This window comes from Streptomyces sp. NPDC051822 (assembly GCF_044452745.1).
Taxonomy (GTDB): Bacteria; Actinomycetota; Actinomycetes; order Streptomycetales; family Streptomycetaceae; genus Streptomyces.
Genome location: NZ_JBITBZ010000002.1, coordinates 844495 through 865025 on the forward strand (window position 1 = coordinate 844495; position 20531 = coordinate 865025).

16 protein-coding genes and 5 tRNA genes are annotated in these 20531 nt (G+C 70.8%); 13 read left to right on the top strand and 8 right to left on the bottom strand.

What is annotated here, in order from left to right; genetic code table 11:
- The first annotated feature begins 32 nt into the window (after positions 1–32).
- From ACIA8N_RS09600 to ACIA8N_RS09610, 3 genes are all read left to right on the top strand, one after another.
- Positions 33–2354 (top strand): polysaccharide lyase 8 family protein, encoded by a 2322-nt coding sequence (locus ACIA8N_RS09600; RefSeq protein ID WP_365780448.1) that lies wholly within the window; start codon positions 33–35, stop codon positions 2352–2354.
- Positions 2355–2518: 164 nt separating this feature from the next.
- Entirely contained in the window at positions 2519–4102 is a 1584-nt protein-coding gene (locus ACIA8N_RS09605; RefSeq protein ID WP_030216282.1) for an acyl-CoA carboxylase subunit beta, read from the top strand.
- Between the two features lie 14 nt (positions 4103–4116).
- A complete protein-coding gene (locus ACIA8N_RS09610; RefSeq protein WP_365780449.1) occupies positions 4117–4311 on the top strand; it encodes an acyl-CoA carboxylase subunit epsilon in 195 nt (64 codons plus the stop codon).
- 154 nt (positions 4312–4465) lie between these two features.
- Here the strand turns inward: ACIA8N_RS09610 and ACIA8N_RS09615 are convergent, their stop codons facing one another.
- From ACIA8N_RS09615 to ACIA8N_RS09650, 8 genes are all read right to left on the bottom strand, one after another.
- The gene (locus ACIA8N_RS09615) at positions 4466–5047 is read right to left on the bottom strand and encodes an ATP/GTP-binding protein (protein ID WP_266897066.1); all 582 of its coding nucleotides are present in this window, start codon (positions 5045–5047) and stop codon (positions 4466–4468) included.
- The gene (locus tag ACIA8N_RS09620; RefSeq protein WP_365780548.1) at positions 5028–5576 is read right to left on the bottom strand and encodes a DUF742 domain-containing protein; all 549 of its coding nucleotides are present in this window, start codon (positions 5574–5576) and stop codon (positions 5028–5030) included. Before ACIA8N_RS09620 ends, ACIA8N_RS09615 begins: the two co-directional genes overlap by 20 nt.
- Before the next feature lie 92 nt (positions 5577–5668).
- A complete protein-coding gene (locus ACIA8N_RS09625) occupies positions 5669–6082 on the bottom strand; it encodes a roadblock/LC7 domain-containing protein (RefSeq protein WP_030224397.1) in 414 nt (137 codons plus the stop codon).
- A gap of 7 nt (positions 6083–6089) precedes the next feature.
- Positions 6090–9419 (bottom strand): nitrate- and nitrite sensing domain-containing protein, encoded by a 3330-nt coding sequence (locus ACIA8N_RS09630; protein WP_365780450.1) that lies wholly within the window; start codon positions 9417–9419, stop codon positions 6090–6092.
- A gap of 339 nt (positions 9420–9758) precedes the next feature.
- Complete coding sequence (locus ACIA8N_RS09635) at positions 9759–10349, bottom strand: ATP/GTP-binding protein (protein ID WP_359205260.1); 591 nt, start codon at positions 10347–10349, stop codon at positions 9759–9761.
- Positions 10330–10734 (bottom strand): DUF742 domain-containing protein, encoded by a 405-nt coding sequence (locus tag ACIA8N_RS09640; RefSeq protein WP_030206207.1) that lies wholly within the window; start codon positions 10732–10734, stop codon positions 10330–10332. Before ACIA8N_RS09640 ends, ACIA8N_RS09635 begins: the two co-directional genes overlap by 20 nt.
- Positions 10735–10897: 163 nt before the next feature.
- Positions 10898–11311 (bottom strand): roadblock/LC7 domain-containing protein, encoded by a 414-nt coding sequence (locus tag ACIA8N_RS09645; protein WP_015036421.1) that lies wholly within the window; start codon positions 11309–11311, stop codon positions 10898–10900.
- Positions 11312–11320: 9 nt separating this feature from the next.
- Positions 11321–15184, bottom strand: coding sequence for a nitrate- and nitrite sensing domain-containing protein (locus ACIA8N_RS09650; RefSeq protein ID WP_365780451.1), 3864 nt, complete (start codon positions 15182–15184; stop codon positions 11321–11323).
- A 570-nt stretch (positions 15185–15754) separates the two neighbouring features.
- On the opposite strand from ACIA8N_RS09650, the gene ACIA8N_RS09655 reads away from it, so the two are divergent.
- From ACIA8N_RS09655 to ACIA8N_RS09700, 10 genes are all read left to right on the top strand, one after another.
- On the top strand, positions 15755–15970 hold the full coding sequence (locus ACIA8N_RS09655; protein WP_365780452.1) for a hypothetical protein: 216 nt from the start codon (positions 15755–15757) through the stop codon (positions 15968–15970).
- Positions 15971–16050: 80 nt separating this feature from the next.
- On the top strand, positions 16051–16845 hold the full coding sequence (locus tag ACIA8N_RS09660) for a fumarylacetoacetate hydrolase family protein (protein WP_365780453.1): 795 nt from the start codon (positions 16051–16053) through the stop codon (positions 16843–16845).
- Positions 16838–18313, top strand: coding sequence for a glutamate--tRNA ligase (gltX, locus tag ACIA8N_RS09665; protein ID WP_365780454.1), 1476 nt, complete (start codon positions 16838–16840; stop codon positions 18311–18313). Before ACIA8N_RS09660 ends, gltX begins: the two co-directional genes overlap by 8 nt.
- A gap of 87 nt (positions 18314–18400) precedes the next feature.
- Positions 18401–19045: a DUF4241 domain-containing protein gene (locus tag ACIA8N_RS09670; RefSeq protein ID WP_365780455.1), complete on the top strand. Its 645-nt coding sequence runs from the start codon at positions 18401–18403 to the stop codon at positions 19043–19045.
- Between the two features lie 42 nt (positions 19046–19087).
- Positions 19088–19810, top strand: a complete 723-nt coding sequence (locus ACIA8N_RS09675) for an HAD family hydrolase (RefSeq protein ID WP_365780456.1) — start codon at positions 19088–19090, stop codon at positions 19808–19810.
- A 92-nt stretch (positions 19811–19902) separates the two neighbouring features.
- A tRNA-Gln gene (locus tag ACIA8N_RS09680) sits at positions 19903–19974 on the top strand.
- 42 nt (positions 19975–20016) lie between these two features.
- Positions 20017–20089, top strand: a tRNA-Glu gene (locus ACIA8N_RS09685).
- Positions 20090–20150: 61 nt separating this feature from the next.
- Positions 20151–20223 (top strand) — tRNA-Glu (locus ACIA8N_RS09690).
- A gap of 14 nt (positions 20224–20237) precedes the next feature.
- A tRNA-Gln gene (locus tag ACIA8N_RS09695) sits at positions 20238–20309 on the top strand.
- A gap of 39 nt (positions 20310–20348) precedes the next feature.
- Positions 20349–20421 (top strand) — tRNA-Glu (locus tag ACIA8N_RS09700).
- Positions 20422–20531: the final 110 nt, after the last annotated feature.

Below are 20531 nucleotides of genomic sequence, written 5' to 3' on the forward strand. Positions count from 1 at the left end.
CCGGCCCCACCACTTCCCCCCGGGAGGCTCCTGTGCCCGTCCCCGCCTGGTCCCGCCGCACGTTCCTGATCACCGCGTCCGCAGCGGCCGCGGCCGTCGGACTCCCCTCCGCCGCCCATGCGGCGGAGAGCGAGTTCGAGGCCCTGCGGCTCCGCTGGCTCGACCTCCAGCTCGGCTCCGGCTTCGACGCCGCCACCGAGCCCTACGCCTCCCGCCTCGCCGAGACGGGCACCCTCGCGCGCGACTTCCGCGCCTCCATGACCCCCGCCACCGGCTCCCTCTGGCCCGACGCCCCCTTCGACCCGCCGGCCGGCATCACCCAGAGCTACAGCCGCCTGTGGACCATGACCCAGGCGTACGCGCAGCCCGGCACCGGCCTCACCGGCGACCCGGGCCTCCTCACCGACGTCCTGCGCGGCCTCGACCACCTCTCCGCCGGCGTCTACCGGGCAGGCGCCCCGCGCTACGGCAACTGGTGGGAATGGCAGATAGGCAGCCCGCGCCTCCTCATGGACATCGTGGCCGCGCTCCACCCCCACCTCGGCGCCGAACGGATCGCCGCCGCCTGCGCCGCCGTCGACCACTTCGTCCCCGACTCGGTCCTCACGAACTACACCGGCACCTCCACCGGCGCCAACCGTGTCGACCTCTGCCGCTCGGTCGCCCTGCGCGGAGTCCTCGGCGTGAACCCCGCCAAGATCGCCCTCGCCCGTGACGCCCTCTCGCCCGTCTTCCCGTACGTCACGAAGGGCGACGGCCTCTACGCCGACGGCTCCTTCGTCCAGCACACCTGGGTCGCCTACTCCGGCACCTACGGACAGGTCATGCTCGACGGCCTCGGCAGGCTCTTCTCGCTCCTCGCCGGATCCAGCTGGGCCGTCACCGACCCGAACCGGCAGATCGTCCTCGACAGCGTCGAGAAGGCGTACGCGCCCCTCATCCACGACGGCCTGATGATGGACAGCGTCAACGGCCGTGCCATCAGCCGCGGTCTCCTCAGGAACGACGACCGCCGGATCATGCGCTCCGACCACTTCCACGGCCAGGGCGTCATCGCCGCCATCGCCCTCCTCGCCCTCGGCGCCACCCCCGCCGAGCGGGACCGCTGGCACGCGCGCGTGAAGGGCTGGATCGAGCGCGACACCGTCTCCCCGATCCTGTCCGCCCGCCAGTTCGGCGTCGCCGACCTCGCACGGCTCCACGCCGTGGCCGCCGCCCCCGTCCCGGCCGCCCCCGAACCCACCGGGCACCGGCTCTTCGCCGCCATGGACCGGGCCGTCCACCGCCGCCCCGGCTGGGCCGCCAACATCGCCATGGCCTCGAACCGGATCTCGTACTACGAGTGCGGCAACGGCGAGAACCCGCGCGGCTGGCACACCGGCGCGGGGATGCTCTCCTGGTGGACCCCGGCCCTCGGCGACCAGTACACCGACTGGTTCTGGCCCACCGTCGACCCGTACCGCCTCCCCGGCACCACCGTCTCCACCCGCCGCCTCGCCGACCGGGCCGGCGGCGAATGGGGCGCGCCCAAGCCGGCCGTGCGCTGGGTCGGCGGGGCGACCGACGGCGAGTACGCGGCCGTCGGCCAGCACCTGAAGGGCCTCGGCTCCACCCTGGAGGCCCGCAAGTCCTGGTTCTGCGCGGCGGACGCCGTCATCTGCCTCGGCGCCGGGATCACCGCGACCGACGGCGTGCCCGTCGAGACGGTCGTCGACAACCGCCTGCTGGGGGAGTCGGGCACCCAGGCCTTCACCACCGGTGCGGGCTGGGCCCATCTGGAGGGCCACGGCGGCTGGGTCCTCCCCGGGGGCGCCGACGCCCTGCGCACCCTCCGGGAGGACCGCACCGGCGCCTGGAGCGACATCAACACCACCAGCTCCACCGAGCGCCGCACCCGCCGCTACCAGACCCTGTGGCTGGACCACGGCACGGACCCGGTCGCCGCCTCGTACGCGTACCTCGTCATGCCGGGCGCCTCCCGGCGCACGCTGGCGGCCCGCGCCGCCGATCCCGACTGGCTGCACGTACTCGACAACAGCGCCGACGCCCAGGCGGTCGCCGTGCCCTCCCTGGGACTGACCGCCGCGAACCTCTGGCAGGCGGGTACGGTGGGGCCCCTCACGGTCACCGCGCCGGCGAGCGTCCTCGTGCGCCGCCGCCGCTCCGTGCTCGACCTGAGGGTCTCCGAACCTTCCCGCACCGGGCGGCCGCTCGACCTTTCGTGGGACGCGCCGGTCCGCCGGGTGCTCGTCCACGACCCCTCGGTGGAGGTGCTCGCCACCGGGCGTTCGCTGAGGCTGCGGATCACACCCGGGACGGGCGGAGCCACCCACCGTTGCGAGGTCCTCCTCTAGGCTCCCAGCCGCTCTCTGTGGAACCCCTACAAACACGGGGGGTCCCTGGCTGTCGACTCGGGCTGGATGGGTCACGGTTCTGTCCAGCCCCACCAGGATTCGACACGGGAGACTGTACGGAGTGGACGGCGGGGTTTTCTTGTTCGACTTCGTAGGGTCGGAACATGACCGTTGTGGACCAGATCCCGAGCGAGCCCGCTGACGCCCGTGGCCGTGTGGCCGAGCTGCACGTCCTGCGCGAGCAGGCGCTCCGCGGCCCGAGCGAGCGGGCGACCGAGGCCCAGCACGCCAAGGGCAAGCTGACCGCGCGCGAACGCATCGAGCTGCTGCTCGACGCCGGTTCCTTCAGCGAGGTGGAGCAGCTGCGCCGGCACCGCGCCCAGGGCTTCGGCCTCGAGGCGAAGAAGCCGTACACCGACGGTGTGATCACCGGTTGGGGCACGGTCGAGGGCCGGACCGTCTTCGTCTACGCGCACGACTTCCGGATCTTCGGCGGCGCCCTCGGCGAGGCGCACGCCACGAAGATCCACAAGATCATGGACATGGCCATCGCGGCCGGGGCGCCGCTGGTGTCCCTCAACGACGGCGCGGGCGCCCGTATCCAGGAGGGCGTCTCCGCGCTCGCCGGATACGGCGGCATCTTCCAGCGCAACACGCGCGCCTCCGGCGTCATCCCGCAGATCTCGGTGATGCTCGGACCGTGCGCCGGCGGCGCCGCCTACTCGCCGGCCCTGACCGACTTCGTGTTCATGGTCCGCGAGACCTCGCAGATGTTCATCACGGGACCGGACGTCGTCAAGGCGGTCACCGGCGAGGAGATCACCCAGAACGGCCTCGGCGGCGCCGACGTCCACGCGGGCGTCTCCGGCGTCTCCCACTTCGCGTACGACGACGAGGAGACCTGCATCGCGGAGGTCCGCTACCTCCTGTCGATGCTCCCGCAGAACAACCGCGAGAACCCGCCGACCGTCCCCTCCGAGGACCCGGCCGACCGCCGCTCCGACGTCCTGCTCGACCTCGTGCCCGCCGACGGCAACCGCCCGTACGACATGCACAAGGTCATCGAGGAGCTCGTCGACGACGGCGACTACCTGGAGATCCACGAGCGCTGGGCCCGCAACATCATCTGCGCCCTCGCCCGGCTCGACGGCCAGGTCGTCGGCATCGTCGCCAACCAGCCGCAGACGCTGGCCGGTGTCCTGGACATCGAGGCCTCCGAGAAGGCCGCGCGCTTCGTGCAGATGTGCGACGCCTTCAACATCCCGATCATCACCCTTCTGGACGTCCCCGGCTTCCTGCCGGGCGTCGACCAGGAGCACGGTGGAATCATCAGGCACGGCGCCAAGCTGCTCTACGCGTACTGCAACGCGACCGTGCCCCGGATCTCCCTGATCCTGCGCAAGGCCTACGGCGGCGCCTACATCGTCATGGACTCCCAGTCCATCGGCGCCGACCTGACGTACGCCTGGCCCACCAACGAAATCGCGGTCATGGGCGCCGAGGGCGCCGCCAACGTGATCTTCCGCAAGCAGATCGCCGAGGCGGAGGACCCCGAGGCCATGCGAGCCCGCATGGTCAAGGAGTACAAGGCCGAGCTGATGCACCCGTACTACGCCGCGGAGCGCGGCCTGGTCGACGACGTCATCGACCCCGCCGAGACCCGCCAGGTGCTCATCCGGTCCCTCGCGATGCTCCGCACCAAGCACGCCGACCTGCCGTCCCGCAAGCACGGCAACCCGCCTCAGTAAGAGGAGTCATCCACGTGAGCATTCCCGCCAATCTTCTCCGCGTCGAGAAGGGCCACGCCGGCCCCGAGGAGCTCGCCGCCATCACCGCGGTGCTGCTGGCCCGCGCGGCCGCCACTCCCGAGCAGACGGACCACCAGGGCAGCACCACGGCCGGCTGGCGCCGTCTGGAGCGCGAGCACGGCTTCCGCGCCGCGCACAGCTGGCGCTGACCGCACGTCGCACCGAAGGCCCCCGCTCCACCCGGAGCGGGGGCCTTCGGCGTGCCTGGACCCGCGTGCCGGAACCGGCGGGCGGCACGGAAGAGGCCCCGCGCACCGTGGGGTGCGTGGGGCCTCTCACATCCGTACCGACGTCAGCGGGGACTTACCGCAGCCGGGCCATGAGGGCGTGCTCGACGAGCGTGATGAGGGCGCTCTTGGCGTCGGCGCGGTGGCGCGCGTCGGTGGTGATGATGGGGGTGTCGGGGCCGATCTGGAGGGCCTCGCGTACTTCTTCGGGCTGGTAGGGCTGGGCTCCGTCGAAGCCGTTGAGGGCGATGACGAAGGGGAGGCCGGAGTTCTCGAAGTAGTCGACGGCGGGGAAGCAGTCGGCGAGGCGGCGGGTGTCGACGAGGACGACGGCGCCGATGGCGCCGCGGACCAGGTCGTCCCACATGAACCAGAAGCGGTCCTGTCCGGGGGTGCCGAACAGGTACAGGATCAGGTCCTGGTCCAAGGTGATGCGGCCGAAGTCCATGGCGACGGTCGTCGTCGTCTTGTCGCCGGTGTGGGTGAGGTCGTCGATGCCCGCGGACGCGGAGGTCATGACGGCTTCGGTACGCAGCGGGTTGATCTCCGAGACGGCGCCGACGAACGTGGTCTTGCCCACGCCGAATCCGCCCGCCACCACGATCTTCGCGCTGGTGGTTGAACGGGCCGCGCCGCCGCTAGAGCTTGCGAAGTCCACTGAGCACCCTTTCGAGCAGTGTCACGTCTGGCTGGCCGCCGGCGGCTTCGTCGCCGCCCGGCTGGTGGATGGCGACGAGTCCGGCCTCGGCCAGGTCGGCGACGAGGATTCGGGCGACGCCGAGGGGGATGGAGAGAAGGGCCGAGATCTCCGCGACCGACTTGATCTCGAAGCACAGCCGGCAGATCCGCTGGTGCTCGGGCAACTGCCCCTGCAGCCGGGAAGGATCGGCCGTCGTGCTGACCAGCGCCTCGATGGCGAGCTGGTAGCGCGGCCGGGTCCGGCCGCCGGTCATCGCGTAAGGACGCACCAACGGGTTGTGCGCGCCCGCGCTGCTGGAACCGGCGGCGGACTGGGCACGCTGGGAGCCGTAGGCACCGGCGGACGGTCCCTGAGGCTGCCGGTAGGGCTGCGAGGCGCCCTGTCTGCTGGGGGCGGAGGGAAAGTTGAACCGGTTCTGCGCGTCGCCCTGAGGCGGCTGGTGCGCGTCATAACCGTTGTAAGGGCTCGCGCCCGGGGGTGTTCCCACGTTCTCCTCCTCGACTGCCTCGCGGTCCATGTCCCGTGGAACCGCGCCACCGCACCCTACGGGGCGGTGGCGCGAAACGCACTGTCTGTCTGTTAGTTGAGAAGACTTCCCTGAAGCTCCGCCCGGAGGTCGGGAGTCAGGACGGTGCCCGCGCGGTCGACGAGCAGCGCCATCTCGTAGCCCACGAGACCGATGTCGGCCTCCGGGTGGGCGAGCACGGCCAGCGAGGAGCCGTCCGAGATCGACATGATGAAGAGGAAGCCGCGCTCCATCTCCACGACGGTCTGGTTGACCGCACCGCCCTCGAAGATCCGGGACGCGCCCGCGGTCAGCGAGGTCAGTCCGGAGGCGACGGCCGCCAGCTGGTCGGCGCGGTCCCGGGGGAACCCGTCGGACATCGCCAGCAGGAGTCCGTCGGCGGAGACCACCACCGTGTGCGACACCCCGGGGGTGTTGTCCACGAAGTTGGTGATCAACCAGTTCAGATTCTGCGCCGCCTGGCTCATGCTCACACTAACGCTCCTGGTTGTAGGTACTGCCCGGGCCGAGGCCCGATCCGTTCGTGTCCGTTCCCGCGCTGCGCCCCTGCTGGACACCCCGGCGCAGGTTGCTCAACCTGCCCCGGACGTCCTCGGGTGCGCGGGAGACCTGGGGGCCGCCCTGCGGGGTCTGCTCAGCCGTGCCCTCGACCAGGTTGGCCTTCGGGACCCGGCGGGGGAGACCGGACGAGGTGACCCCGCCGGCCTTCGGGTCCTTGAGCTTCCCGGCCCGCTGCCAGCGCTCGTCGTTGGCCGAGCGCCACGTCTCGGTGCCTTCGGCTTCGTCTTCGTGCCGCTGCTCCTGCGCCGCCTGAACGGGCTTCGCCTGCTGCGGTGCCTGCTGCTGCGGCGCCTGCGGGCTCTGCGAGGCGACGCTGCCGCGCCGCGGCAGACCGGCGTCGGTCATCGCGTGACCGGCGTCCGGGGCGGAACTCGGGGTAGGACCGGGACGGTCGAAGCCTACGCCGTCAGGGGCCTGTTCGGGGGCGCTCGGAGCAGATTCCGTTTCCGCTCCGTACTGCTGCGTCCAGCCGCTGTCGTAAGCGTTCTGATCCTGCCACTCCGCCTGGTGGGGCTGGGCATCGAACGCGTTTCCGTACTGCTGGTGTTCGGTTTGCGGGGTCTCGTACGAGGCTTCCGCATAGCCGGGCTGCTGCGGGTAGGACTCGTAGCCCTGCTGCTGCGGGTACGCGTAGCCGTCCTGCTGCTGCGGGAAGTCGGCCGGGTACTCCTGGCCGTACTCCTGCGCCTGCTGCTGCCCGTACTCCTGACCCTGCGCGTACTGCTCCGCCGGGTACTCCTGCGCCTGCTGCTGCCCGTACTCCTGGCCCTGGGCGTACTCGTGGCCCTGGTTTGCGTACGCGTCCGGCTGCTGCTGCGGCTGCTCGTCCTGCTCCGTCTCGTCGCGGAAGAGCGGGCGGTCGCCACCCTGCGCCTGGGCCTCCAGGGCGGCACGCCGCCCCTCGCGCTTCAGCGAGCGGTTGACCGGGTCGAGCGGGGGCTCCTGCTCGTCCTGCTGCTCGTAGCGCGAGTCGTCGAAGCCGAGGTCGGCCGCGGTGAGCATCTGCTGCTGCGGGGCGGCCTCGAAGGCGCTCGGCTGTTGCTGCTGCTGTTGCTGCTGCTGCGGAATGATCTGGGAGACGGTGAAGTCGTCCTGGAGCGGCTGCTCGCCGCCACCACCGTGCGTGATCGCGTCCGGGAGCATCACCAGCGAGGTCGTGCCGGCCTGCTCGCCCGAGGGGCGGAGCTGGACCCGGATGCCGTGGCGGTCGGCGAGCCGGCCGACCACGAACAGGCCCATGCGCTGCGAGACGGCCGCGTCGACGGTCGGCGGGTTGGCCAGCTTGTGGTTGATGTCCGCGAAGTCCTCGGCGGTGAGGCCGATGCCCTTGTCGTGGATCTCGACCATCACGCGGCCGTCGGGGAGACGGGTCGCGGTGACGCGGACCTTGGTCTGCGGGGAGGAGAACGTGGTGGCGTTCTCCAGGAGCTCGGCGAGCAGGTGGACGAGGTCGGTCACGGCCTGGCCGTGGATCTCGGCCTCCGGGACGCCCGCCAGCTCGATGCGCTCGTACTGCTCCACCTCGGAGGAGGCGGCGCGCATGACGTCGACCAGCGGGACCGGCTGGTCCCAGCGGCGGCCCGGCTCCTCGCCGGCGAGGACCAGGAGGTTCTCGCCGTTGCGGCGCATACGGGTGGCCAGGTGGTCCAGGCGGAAGAGGTTCTCCAGCTGGTCCGGGTCGGCCTCGTTGTTCTCCAGGTCGGTGATGAGGGTCAGCTGGCCCTCGATCAGCGACTGGTTGCGGCGCGAGAGGTTCGTGAAGATCGCGTTGACGTTGCCCCGGAGCATGGCCTGCTCGGCGGCGAGGCGGACGGCCTCGCGGTGGACCTGGTCGAAGGCGCGGGCGACCTCGCCGATCTCGTCCTGCGAGTCGATCGGGATGGGCTGGACGCGGGTGTCGACGCGGCCCGGCTCGGTCCGGGAGAGCTGGTCGACCAGCATCGGCAGGCGCTGCTCGGCGATGCCGAAGGCGGCGTTGCGCAGCTGGAGCATCGAGCGGCTCATCTGGCGGGCCATCATGCCGGCGAGGATGAAGGCGGCGAGCAGGGCGACGACGACGATGCCGCCGATGACCCAGGCGTCGGTCTTGGCCTCGTCGGAGATCCTGACGGCCTCGGCGACGGCCTTGTCGACGAGGATCTTCTCGACCTCGGAGTAGCCCTCGAACTTGGCGGTGGCGACGGCCATCCAGGACTCGGCCGTGATGCCCTTGGCCTCCAGGGCCGCGAGGGCCTCGGGGGTCTTGGCGGTGCCGATCGCGGAGGCGACGCCGGAGTAGACGGAGCCGTCCTTGCCCTTGGGCAGCTCGACGCCGGCGGCCTGCATCTGCCTGGCGCCCTCGGCGGCCTTGCCGGCCATGACCTTCTTCAGCAGCTCGACGTCCTCGGGCATGCCACCGGAGGCGTACTCGCCGAGGGCGATCTGCTCCAGGTAGTTGTACGAGTTGAACGCCACGGACTGCTGGGCGAAGACGGCTTCGGTGCGGCTGGGCCGGACCAGGAGCTGGGTGCCGATCGAGCGCTGCAGGGACTCGGCGCCCTTGGCCAGCTGGACGGCGTACACGCTGCGGCCGTAGGCCGTGACGTTGCCGGTGCCGAGGCCGAGCTCGTTGGAGAACTCGGTGAGGTAGTGCTGGACGCCGGTGTACCCGAGCTGGGTGTTCACCGGGTCGAGGGCGCGGGTGTACGCGGCCTTGCGCAGCGCGTCGAGCTTCGGCTCCTCGTCCTTGAAGAGGCGGAGACGGCGCTCGAGGCCCTGGCCCGAGGGCAGGTTCTTGGCGGCCTCGTCGAACTTGATCCTGGCGGCGTCGGTCGCGGCGTAGGCCTGCGTGACGTCGTCGCTCTTGCGGTCCTCGGGGGTCTTCGCGGCGAGCAGGGGGCCGGCGGTGAGGTCGCGCTCGTTGAGCAGCGCGGTGCTGTACTCCGAGGCGGCGCGCACGATGAGCGCCGTCTTCTCGGCGTCCTGCGCCTCCTGCCAGGTGTCGATCGCGCCCTTGACCTGGAAGCCGCCCATGACGAGGCCGACGAGCACGGGTATGCAGAGGATCGCGTTCAGGCGGGTGGGCACCCGCCAGTTGCGGGGCGACAGCTTGCTGGAGCTCCCCTTGGCCGCCGGGGCGGGCGGCGGTGTCACGGGTATGTCCGCGGGCGACACAGCGGTACGCGACGGCGGCGTGAAGTTGCCCCGCGTGCCCCGCGTGCCCCGCGTGTCCTGCTCCGCGGAGCTTTCCTTGCTTCGCCTCACTCGACCAACAACCTCTCGGCGTCGGCACCTACGTTGTGCCGGTGTTTCGTTCAGGGCCGTACTACTCGGGAGTTCATGAATTGCAGCACGTGAAGGGGGTCCGTTCCAAACAGTGGGATGCGGCGCCTTTCAGTGGCCCACGCCTCGCATAAAACGGGCATAAAGAACGAGCCCCGCCAAATGGCGGGGCTCATGTGAGCGCAGCGACACCGAGCGGATGCATCGGGTGTCCGGGGCGCCCCAATTCTCATTCGAAACGTTATGAACGCGCGGGCGGCCGTGTCGAAGGACACAGACCGCCCCTGGCAGCGGCATATGACAACCGCCCTGGCGGATCCGCTACTTGAGCCGGGCCATGAGGGCGTGCTCGACGAGCGTGATGAGGGCGCTCTTGGCGTCGGCGCGGTGGCGCGCGTCGGTGGTGATGATGGGGGTGTCGGGGCCGATCTGGAGGGCCTCGCGTACTTCTTCGGGCTGGTAGGGCTGGGCTCCGTCGAAGCCGTTGAGGGCGATGACGAAGGGGAGGCCGGAGTTCTCGAAGTAGTCGACGGCGGGGAAGCAGTCGGCGAGGCGGCGGGTGTCGACGAGGACGACGGCGCCGATGGCGCCGCGGACCAGGTCGTCCCACATGAACCAGAAGCGGTCCTGTCCGGGGGTGCCGAACAGGTACAGGATCAGGTCCTGGTCCAGGGTGATGCGGCCGAAGTCCATGGCGACGGTCGTCGTCGTCTTGCCGCCGGTGTGCGTGAGGTCGTCGATGCCCGCCGAAGCGGACGTCATCACGGCCTCGGTACGCAGCGGGTCGATCTCCGAGACGGCGCCGACGAACGTGGTCTTGCCCACGCCGAATCCGCCCGCCACCACGATCTTCGCGCTGGTGGTCGCCCGTCCCTGAGAACCGGAACCGCCATTAGAGCTTGCGAAGTCCACTGAGCACCCTTTCGAGCAGAGTCACGTCCGGCGTGCCGCCGGTCTCTCCGTTGCCCGGCTGGTGGATCGCCACCATGCCGGCCTCCGCCAGGTCGGCGACGAGGATCCTGGCGACACCGAGCGGCATCGAGAGCAGCGCCGACACCTCGGCCACCGACTTGACCTCACGGCACAGGTGGCAGATCCGCTGGTGCTCCGGGAGGAGCGTGGCGAGGTGCGCCGGGTCGGCCGTGGTGCTGACAAGGGCTTCGATGGCGAGCTGGTAGCGCGGCCGGGTCCGGCCGCCGGTCATCGCGTACGGACGCACCAGCGGCTGGTCGCCCTCGTGCCCGTACTCGTCGACTGAGTTGCCGTACGGATCGTGAGAGGCGGGGGGCGGGGTCATGAATCCTCCGGGCGTGACAGCAAGCTCTCTGCCGTCTGATGGGGCCGGTGGGGGGCCGGGTGGGGCGGCCGGACGATGAGAAAACGGTCCGCAGGGCGGTACGGAGGGGCGTACCGCCCTGTCGATCGGTCGTGCGGTGGGGTTGTCCGGTAGGGGGAACCGGTCAGTGGAGCAGGCTGCCCTGGAGCTCCGCACGGAGGTCCGGGGTGAGGACGCTGCCGGCCCGGTCGACCAGGAGCGCCATCTCGTAGCCCACGAGGCCGATGTCGCACTCGGGGTGGGCGAGTACGGCCAGTGAGGAGCCGTCGGAGACCTGCATGAGGAAGAGGAAGCCGCGCTCCATCTCCACCACGGTCTGTGCGACGGGGCCCCCCTCGAAGATCCGGGACGCGCCCGCGGTCAGCGAGGTGAGTCCGGACGCGACCGCCGCCAGCTGGTCGGCACGGTCGCGGGGGAATCCTTCGGACATGGCGAGCAGGAGTCCGTCGGCGGAGACCACCACCGTGTGCGACACCCCGGGGGTGTTGTCCACGAAATTGGTGATCAACCAGTTCAGGTTCTGCGCCGCCTGGCTCATCGCGTTCAACTAGCGCTCCTGCTGATGGTTCGGACCGAGGTGGTGGTTACCCGTGGTCGAGTTGCCGGCCTGTCGGCCCTGCTGGATGCCGCGGCGCAGATTGGTCAGCCGGCCGCGGACGTCGTCGGGTGCACGCGAGACCTGGGGGCCGGCCGTGTGGGCCTGCTCCTGTGCGGTCCCGGGTACGAGGTTGGCCTTCGGCACACGGCGCGGAAGACCTGAGGTGGTGACACCGCCGGCCGCGGGCTTGCGCACCCGCTCGGCCTGGCGCACCAGCTCGTCGTTGGGCGTGGTCCGCCAGGCGGCCCCGCCGTTCTGCCGGCCGTCGGCGGCCGGGTCGCCGCTCTGCCGGGGCGCGGGAGCGGACGGCTGCGACACGACCGGGGTCTGCATCGTCTGCGCCGCGTCCGGGACACGCCCCGAACCCTGCTGCTGCCAGTTCGTCTCCAGCGAGTCGAACAGCGGCGTACGGCCGTCGCCCGCACCGGCCGGCGGCAGGGCCTCCGGACGGCGCGGCTGCTGGAGCTGAGGCTGACGCGGCTGCGGCGCCTGCTGCTGGACCGGCTCGGGACCCTGGCGCTGACCGCCGAAGTCGCCGCCGCCGAAGTCGCCGCCGGTCCGCTGCCGCGGGGACGGCGCCTGCGGGGCCTGCTGCTGCGCCTGCGGTACGTACGGCTGTCGGCCGAACTGCTGCTGCTGGCCGCCCTGGTACCCCTGGGGGGCCTGCTGCTGCCCGCCCTGGTAGCCCTGCGGCTGCTGCTGCGGGGCGTTGAAGTCGGGGCGCGCGAACTGGCCGGTGGAGCCGGGGCCCTGCGGGGCACCGAAGTCGGGACGCGGGAACTGCGCCGTCGACGCCGGATCCTGGGCACCGCCCTGGTAGGTCTGCTGGGGCTGCTGCTGAGCCTGCTGCGGGGCCTGCGGGGGCCTGCCCTGCGGCTGCCGCTGCGGGGCGTTGAAGTCGGGACGCGCGAACGGGCCCGTGGAACCAGGACCCTGCGGGGCCCCCGGAGCCGCGAACTGGCCCGTCGTCTCGGCCTCCTCGTGACCGCGCGGGGCGTCCAGCGGGGACATCTCCTGCTGCGGGCGCCGGACCGGCTGCTGAGCCTGGTCGTTGCCCCAGCTCGCGGCCTGCGGGCGCTGCGGCTGGGGGTTGCCCCCCGGCAGCTCGGCGCGCGGGAACTCGTAACCGCCGGAGCGGTTGTCCTGCGGAGCCTGCTGCGGCGCACCGGATCCGGCCTGCGGGCCGGAGGTGTTGCCCCACACGTCCGTACGGGAGGGGATGGCGCTCGCGGCGCCGCCGATGAGACCGCCGCCGGGGCCGGGCCGCAGCGGGTCGTGGCTCTGCGGGGCCTGCGGCAGCTGACCGGTCTGGTCCTGCTGCGCGTTCTGCGGCTGCGGGGTACGGGACTGCGGCGCGCCCTGCGGACCGCCCGTGAGGGGGGCTCCGTCCCGGGCGGGCAGCGCGGCCCGGGGACCGCTCGTACCGACCTGGCCGCGGGGGGCCGCGGTCCCGAGGAGGCCGGCGGTCGCCGACGGCGCACCGCCCTGGCCCGGACGTCCGCCGGGGCCGCCGCCCGCGCCGGGACCGGCGGGGAGCCGGCCGCCCGGAGCGGAAGAGCCCTGGGGCATTGCGCCCTGGCCGCCGGCACCCGGCTTGGGCATCGGCTTCTTGCCGCCCTGGGCGACGTCGACCGGCAGCATGACGAGCGCGGTGGTGCCGCCCGAGTCGGAGGGGCGCAGCTGGATGCGGATGCCGTGTCGCAGGGACAGGCGGCCGACCACGAAGAGACCCATGCGGCGGGAGACGGAGACGTCCACGGTGGGCGGCGAGGCGAGCCGCTCGTTGATCGCGGCGAGGTCCTCGGGGGAGAGGCCGATGCCGGTGTCGTGGATCTCGACGAGGACGCGGCCGTCGGGCAGCGCGTGACCGGTGACCCGGACCTTGGTCTGCGGCGAGGAGAACGAGGTGGCGTTCTCGAGCAGCTCGGCGAGGAGGTGCACGAGGTCGTTGACGACCCGGCCGGCGACCTCGGTCGCCGGGACGGAGGACAGCTCGATGCGCTCGTACTGCTCCACCTCGGAGGCGGCGGCGCGCAGGACGTCGACCAGCGGGACCGGACGCGTCCAGCGACGGCCCGGCTCCTCACCGGCGAGGACGAGGAGGTTCTCACCGTTACGGCGCATGCGCGTCGCGAGGTGGTCGAGCTTGAAGAGGGAGGACAGCTGGTCCGGGTCGGCCTCGCGGGACTCCAGCTCGGAGATGAGCGAGAGCTGACGCTGGATGAGGCCCTGGGAGCGGCGCGAGAGGTTGGTGAACATCGCGTTGACGTTGCCCCGGAGGAGGGCCTGCTCGGCGGCGAGGCGGACGGCCTCGCGGTGCACGTCGTCGAAGGCCGCGGCCACCTGGCCGATCTCGTCCCTGGAGTGCACACCGACGGACTCGACGGAGGTGTCGACGTCCTGCGGGTCCGACTCGGAGAGCTGCTTGACGAGCTCGGGCAGACGGTCCTGGGCGACCTTGGTCGCGGTGTCCTGGAGCCTGCGCAGCGACCGGATCATGGACCGGGCCACGACGAACGCGCCGATGAGCGAGACGCCGAGGACGAGGAGGATCAGGGCACCGTTGATGATGGCCTCGCGCTGCGACTCCTGCCGCAGCTCACGGGCCATGGTCTCCATGTCGCCGAGCAGACCGCGCTCGATGCGGTTCATGGCGGCGAGCTTGGTGCCGTACTCGTCGGTGAAGTTGAGGTGACCGCGCTTGACGCCGCCCTGCATCGCGTCGTCCATGTTGAGGACGCGCTCGGCGTACTTCTCGGCGGCGGTGATCGAGGGGTTGCCGCTGGTCAGGGACGCGGTGCGCTCGGTGGCGTCACCGCCGGTCGACTCGTAGATCGCCCGGAAGGACTTGAGCTCGACGCCCTCGGAGTTGAGCGCGGCCTCGGCGTAGAGGCGGTCGCCCTGCTGGATCTTGCCCGAGGTCCGGTCGCTCGGGGGCAGCGCGGCCGCGATGATCGCCTGCTGGATGGAGGCGTACTCCTTGGCGGACGAGAACGCGGCGAGCGCGCGGGTCCGCTTGATCATCTCGGGGTTGCTCGTCGCCTGCGCCATGTCCTGGGACAGGCTCAGCAGCGAGCGGATGAGGCGGCTGTACGCCTCGACCGTCACCGAGTGGGAGACGCCCTTCTCGTAGGCGTTGTCCCGGATGGTCTTGAGCTGGATCACCTGCGAGGCGATCTGGCCGACGTTCTGGCGGATGCTCCGGAGAGCCTCGTCGCTCTCGGTCGCCGGGATGTCCTCGGTGGCCTTGAGGAAGGCCTTGTACTCGATGTCCGTCTTCCGGCGCGGGTTGGCGACCTGGTAGTCGCTGGTCGGCCGGCCGTTGGCCAGCGGGCCCGCGGACAGGTCGCGCTCTGCCTGGAGGGCCTGCGCGAGGTCGGTCGCCTCACGGGTCAGCTTGGTGAGCAGCTGCATGTGGTCGAGCTGCTCCATGTCCTGGAGCGACTCGCTGATGCGGATGCCGCCCAGGGTGGTCGCCGCGACCACGGGGAGCGTGAGCAGTGCGACCAGGCGCGTGGAGATACGCCAGTTGCGCAGGGCTATTCGGGGGCCGGCCGAGTTCTCGGCGGTCCCGGCGTTGTCGGCCTTGTTCTTGGGGGGTGCATCGGACGGCTCGGCGGAAGCGGCCGCGGCGCTCGTGCGCCTGCCGCCGTCACCGCCTTCGCCGGACGGCCGCTGACCCTGGTTCGGGGTGTGCGAGGCCGAGGGACCGCGGTCGGTCCCGGCACGCGGTTCCTGCTCCGCCGGAGTATCCGCTCGGCCCTGGCGGGCCTGGGGAGACCCCGAGCCATCCCTCTTGAAACGTCCCTGCACTAGCGTCGCAACCTCTGGACCAGGCGTCCCTCCGGATGAACGGAGAGGACGGTGTCGGCGTCAATCGGGGGGCGGTGGAGCCCCCCAGGTGGTCGTCGGTGACCGGCGCAGTTCCCCCTTCCCCGCCACTAGGCCGGCGCTGCGTTGCGCCCCCTGCGCGCCGGCTTGAAACCCGCGGCGGTGCGTGGAATTCCAGCACAGTGCCGGATCTCCAACAAGAGCCGCGTGTCGCGCCGGGAAGGTCATGACAACCCGTGCGCACCCTGTCACCGCACGTAGAAGATGATCACGGAGGATTAGGACTTTTCCTCTCCAATGGCTGCGCGTACCCGTGTGTCCCAGTCGCGATGATCAGGAGCGGAATAGAACATTCAGTGGCGGAATGTCCCTTTCCGTCACGAGGAACGTCCGTCCGTAATGCCAGGAATGTCCGGGCGGTGGTGAGCAAACTCACACGCTGATCGATGTCTTAGCCATGCATTCGAAGGGAATCGCATGTTTAGCCTGACGCTTTACACCACCTCGCGCCCGAACGCGGCGCCCGTTTCGGAACAAGGTCAGATCACCGCGATGAATACGACGACGCCGCCGACGACGCCCGGCACCACGGCCAACCCCCGCCGTTCCACCCTCGTCCACCTCACGGACGCCGCGGAACTCGGCCGCGGCGCGCAGCCGGAGTACGCGCTCGCGCTGCCCACCCGGACGGCCAACCCCCGCCGCACGATCCTCATGCAGCCCCCGGCGCCCTACCAGCCGGAGCCGTACGCCTCCGCGTCGCGCTGATTTCGCAGGTCGGCCGCCCCCGCCGCGTTAGCCTGGAGCGTCAGACTCCAGCCAGTACCAAGTGAGGGGCGACAGCACTCGTGCGCATCGCCAGATTCTCCATCGACGGCAATGTGGCCTTCGGCGCCGTCGAGGGTGAGGGCACCGTCGAATCCGGCGGCCTCGTCCTCGACATCATCAAGGGCATCCCGTACACCGACTTCGAGCTCAGCGGCACCAAGGTCCCGCTGAGCAAGGTACGGCTCCTGCCGCCCGTGCTCCCCAACAAGGTCGTGGCCATCGGCCGCAACTACGCGGAGCACGCCGCCGAGCTCGGCAACGAGGTCCCCGACGTCCCCGTCGCCTTCTTCAAGCCCACCACCTCGGTGATCGGCCCCGGCGACGCCATCGAGTACCCCTCCTTCTCGAACGAGCTGCACCACGAGGCCGAACTGGCCGTGGTCATCGGCCGCATGTGCCGCGAGGTGCCCCGCGAACGCGTCAAGGACGTCGTCTTCGGCTACACCTGCGCCAACGACGTCACCGCCCGCGACGCCCAGAAGCGCGAGAAGCAGTGGGCCCGCGCCAAGGGCTTCGACACCTCCTGCCCCCTCGGCCCCTGGGTGGAGACCGGCCTGACCCTCGCCGCCGCCGGCGACCTGACCATCCAGGCCACGGTCAACGGCGAACAGCGCCAGCTGGGTCGGACGAGCGACATGATCCGCTCCATCGAGGACCTGGTCGTCCACATCACCGAGGCCATGACGCTGCTCCCCGGCGACGTCATCCTCACCGGCACCCCCGCCGGGGTCGGCCCCCTCAACGTCGGCGACGAGGTCGCCGTCACCATCGAAGGCATCGGCACTCTCACCAATAGGGTGATCAAGCGTGGCTAACGCGAACATCCGCGTCCGTTTCTGTCCCTCGCCGACCGGCAACCCCCACGTGGGCCTGGTCCGCACCGCCCTCTTCAACTGGGCCTTCGCCCGGCACAACGAGGGCACCATGGTCTTCCGCATCGAGGACACCGACGCCGCTCGCGACTCCGAGGAGTCGTACGAGCAGCTGCTCGACTCCCTGAAGTGGCTCGGCCTCGACTGGGACGAGGGCCCGGAGGTCGGCGGCCCGCACGCGCCGTACCGCCAGTCGCAGCGGATGGACATCTACAAGGACGTCGCCGAGAAGCTGCTCGCCGGCGGCTACGCGTACCACTGCTTCTGCACCGCCGTGGAGCTCGAAGCGCGCCGTGACGCGGCCCGCCTGGCCGGCAAGCCGTCCGGCTACGACGGCACCTGCCGCAACCTGAGCGCCGAGCGCATCGAGCGCTACCGCGCCGAGGGCCGCGACTCCATCGTCCGCTTCAAGATGCCGGACGAGCCGATCACCTTCACGGACCTGGTCCGCGGCGAGCTCACCTTCACCCCGGACAACGTCCCGGACTACGGCATCGTGCGCGCCAACGGCGCCCCGCTGTACACCCTGGTCAACCCGGTCGACGACGCCCTGATGGAGATCACCCACGTCCTGCGCGGCGAGGACCTGCTCTCCTCCACCCCGCGCCAGATCGCGCTCTACAAGGCGCTGATCGAGCTGGGCGTCGCCAAGGAGATCCCCTCCTTCGGCCACCTGCCGTACGTGATGGGCGAGGGCAACAAGAAGCTCTCCAAGCGCGACCCTGAGGCCTCCCTCAACCTCTACCGGGAGCGCGGCTTCCTCCGCGAGGGCCTGCTGAACTACCTGTCCCTCCTGGGCTGGTCGTTCTCGGCGGACCAGGACATCTTCACCATCGAGCAGATGGTGTCGAAGTTCGACATCGCCGACGTCAACGCCAACCCGGCGCGCTTCGACCTCAAGAAGGCCGAGTCGATCAACGCGGACCACATCCGCATGCTCGACGTGAAGACCTTCGCCGAGGCCTGCGAGCCCTGGCTGAACGCCCCGCACGCCAACTGGGCGCCCGAGGACTTCGACCGCGCCGCCTGGGAGGCCATCGCGCCGCACGCCCAGACCCGTATGACGGTCCTCTCGGAGATCACGGCCAACGTCGACTTCCTCTTCCTCCCCGAGCCGGTCTTCGACCAGCCCTCGTGGGACAAGGCGATGAAGGGCGAGCCGGCCGCTCTGCTCACCACGGCCCGCGAGAAGCTCGTGGACGCGGACTGGAGCGACCCCGAGTCCCTCAAGAACGCGGTCCTGGCCGCCGGCGAGGCCCACGGCCTCAAGCTCGGCAAGGCCCAGGCCCCGGTCCGCGTCGCGGTCACCGGCCGCACGGTCGGCCTGCCGCTCTTCGAGTCCATGGAGATCCTGGGCAAGGAGAAGTCCCTCACCCGCATCGACGCGGCCCTGGCGAAGCTCGCCATGTAACCGCACGCCGTACGCCACGGGGGCGCCGGCCGGAGGATCCCTCCGGCCGGCGCCCCCGTTGTCGTACCCGGGCCCTAGGGTCGGCCCATGTTCGTGACACCCCCTGACTACACGCTGTGGTTCACCCCAGGAACCGTCGTCCCGACGAGGGACAAGAAGGACGTCGTCTTCGGCGTGCGGGAGGTGGGGGAGCTGGAACTCCCCACCGGCCGGCTCGTCGCCTGCGACCCGATCGTCCACCTCTGCGACGACGACGAGCGCCCCGAGCCCTTCGCCGTCACGGTCCCGCCCGGCCGCTACCGGGTCCAGACCGCGGAGGCGTCCTTCACATACCCCTACGACCACACCGTGAACGCCGCCGCCCGCCTGGTGATCCGCGACACCCCGGTGGTCCGCTGGGAGCCCGCCCTGGTCCCCGGCGAGGACGCCCCCGAGGACGACTACTTCGGCTACGGCGTGGATGCCGGAGTCGGCTGCTTCGTCGATCCGGCCGCCCACCACTCCTTCCCCGGCACCGACGACGAGGCGGGCGTCGTCTGGGACGGCCTGGACAACAGCCCGACCTTCCCGATCGCCTTCGTCGCCGAGGGCGAGAACGGCCACGGCATCGCCGTCTTCACCTCGGGATGGGGCGACGGCCTCTACGCGACCTGGGTCGGCCGCGACGCCGAGGGCGAGGTCGTCTGCTTCGTCACCGACTTCCGTCCCTTCCGCTTCACCCGGACCGCATAAAACCGCTCCCGGCAGCCCCCCGCCCGGCGGTACCGTCGTCCCATGGCCATCCGCGCCGTCCTCTGGGACATCGACGACACGCTCTTCGACTACGCGAGCGCCGACCGGGCCGGCATGCGGGCCCACCTCGCCGCCGAGGGGCTCCTCGGGGCGTACGAGTCCGTCGAGGACGCCCTGCGCCGCTGGAAGGAGCTCACGGAGCTGCACTGGCGGCGCTTCGAGGCGGCGGGCGGCACCTTCCAGGACCAGCGGCGTCACCGCGTCCGGGACTTCCTCGGGGCGCCCGGATTCACCGACGCCCAGGCCGACGACTGGTTCGGCCGGTACGTGGTCCACTACGAGGCCGCCTGGGAGCTCTTCCCCGACGCCGTCCCCGTACTCGACCTGCTCGCCGCCGACTACCGGCACGCGGTCCTGTCGAACTCCAGCATCCACGCCCAGGAGCCCAAGCTCCGCGCCCTCGGCCTGAGTGACCGCTTCGAGGCCGTCCTCTGCGCCGCCGAGCTCGGCACCGCCAAGCCCGCCCCCGAGGCCTTCCACGCGGCCTGCGCGGCCCTGGACCTCGCCCCGCACGAGATCGTGTACGTGGGGGACCAGCCCGACATCGACGCCCGCGGCGCCCACGAGGCGGGGCTGCGAGGGGTGTGGCTGGACCGCTCCGCGACGGGCGGCAGGCCCGAGCTCGACCGGATCACCGACCTCCACCAGCTCCCCGCCCTGCTCCGCGGGGATACCCGTTTTGGAGCACCGTCCACCTTCGGGTAATGTTCTTCCTGCGCCGAGGGAACAAGCCGAAAGGCAAAAGCCCACAAAGCGCAAGCCGAGCAAGATCCTCCCTGGTGGGGACGTTGCCCCGGTGGCCTATGGTGTAATTGGCAGCACGACGGTTTCTGGTTCCGTTAGTCTTGGTTCGAGTCCAGGTAGGCCAGCTCGCAGAGCTCATCTGCAAACTCGTGGATGGCATCCACAAAGCCCCCGTTGTGTAGCGGCCTAGCACGCCGCCCTCTCAAGGCGGTAGCGCCGGTTCGAATCCGGTCGGGGGTACAGATCCTTCCCGCGGGATCACCTGGGTCGCACCCGGTGAACCCGATGCAGGATCGCTAGGGCCCCCGTTGTGTAGCGGCCTAGCACGCCGCCCTCTCAAGGCGGTAGCGCCGGTTCGAATCCGGTCGGGGGTACGGTTTAACCGCCATGGCCTATGGTGTAATTGGCAACACTACGGTTTCTGGTACCGTCATTCTTGGTTCGAGTCCAGGTAGGCCAGCTCGCAGAGCTCATCTGCACCGCGGATCTGATCCGCAAGGCCCCCGTTGTGTAGCGGCCTAGCACGCCGCCCTCTCAAGGCGGTAGCGCCGGTTCGAATCCGGTCGGGGGTACAAGACGAAGAAGCCCTTCCCTTCGGGGGAGGGCTTCTTCTCTGTTTCCCTCTGTCGCGCACACGCGGACACAACTCCGGCCCACCGCTGCGGCGTTGAAGCGGTGGGCC

Coding starts and splice junctions, on each gene's coding strand:
- ACIA8N_RS09605 (WP_030216282.1), top strand. CDS start 2,519: ATGACCGTTGTGGACCAGATCCCGAGCGAGCCCGCTGACGCCCGTGGC.
- ACIA8N_RS09675 (WP_365780456.1), top strand. CDS start 19,088: ATGGCCATCCGCGCCGTCCTCTGGGACATCGACGACACGCTCTTCGAC.
- ACIA8N_RS09640 (WP_030206207.1), bottom strand. CDS start 10,734: ATGACCCCGCCCCCCGCCTCTCACGATCCGTACGGCAACTCAGTCGAC.
- ACIA8N_RS09670 (WP_365780455.1), top strand. CDS start 18,401: ATGTTCGTGACACCCCCTGACTACACGCTGTGGTTCACCCCAGGAACC.
- ACIA8N_RS09645 (WP_015036421.1), bottom strand. CDS start 11,311: ATGAGCCAGGCGGCGCAGAACCTGAACTGGTTGATCACCAATTTCGTG.
- ACIA8N_RS09625 (WP_030224397.1), bottom strand. CDS start 6,082: ATGAGCCAGGCGGCGCAGAATCTGAACTGGTTGATCACCAACTTCGTG.
- ACIA8N_RS09655 (WP_365780452.1), top strand. CDS start 15,755: ATGAATACGACGACGCCGCCGACGACGCCCGGCACCACGGCCAACCCC.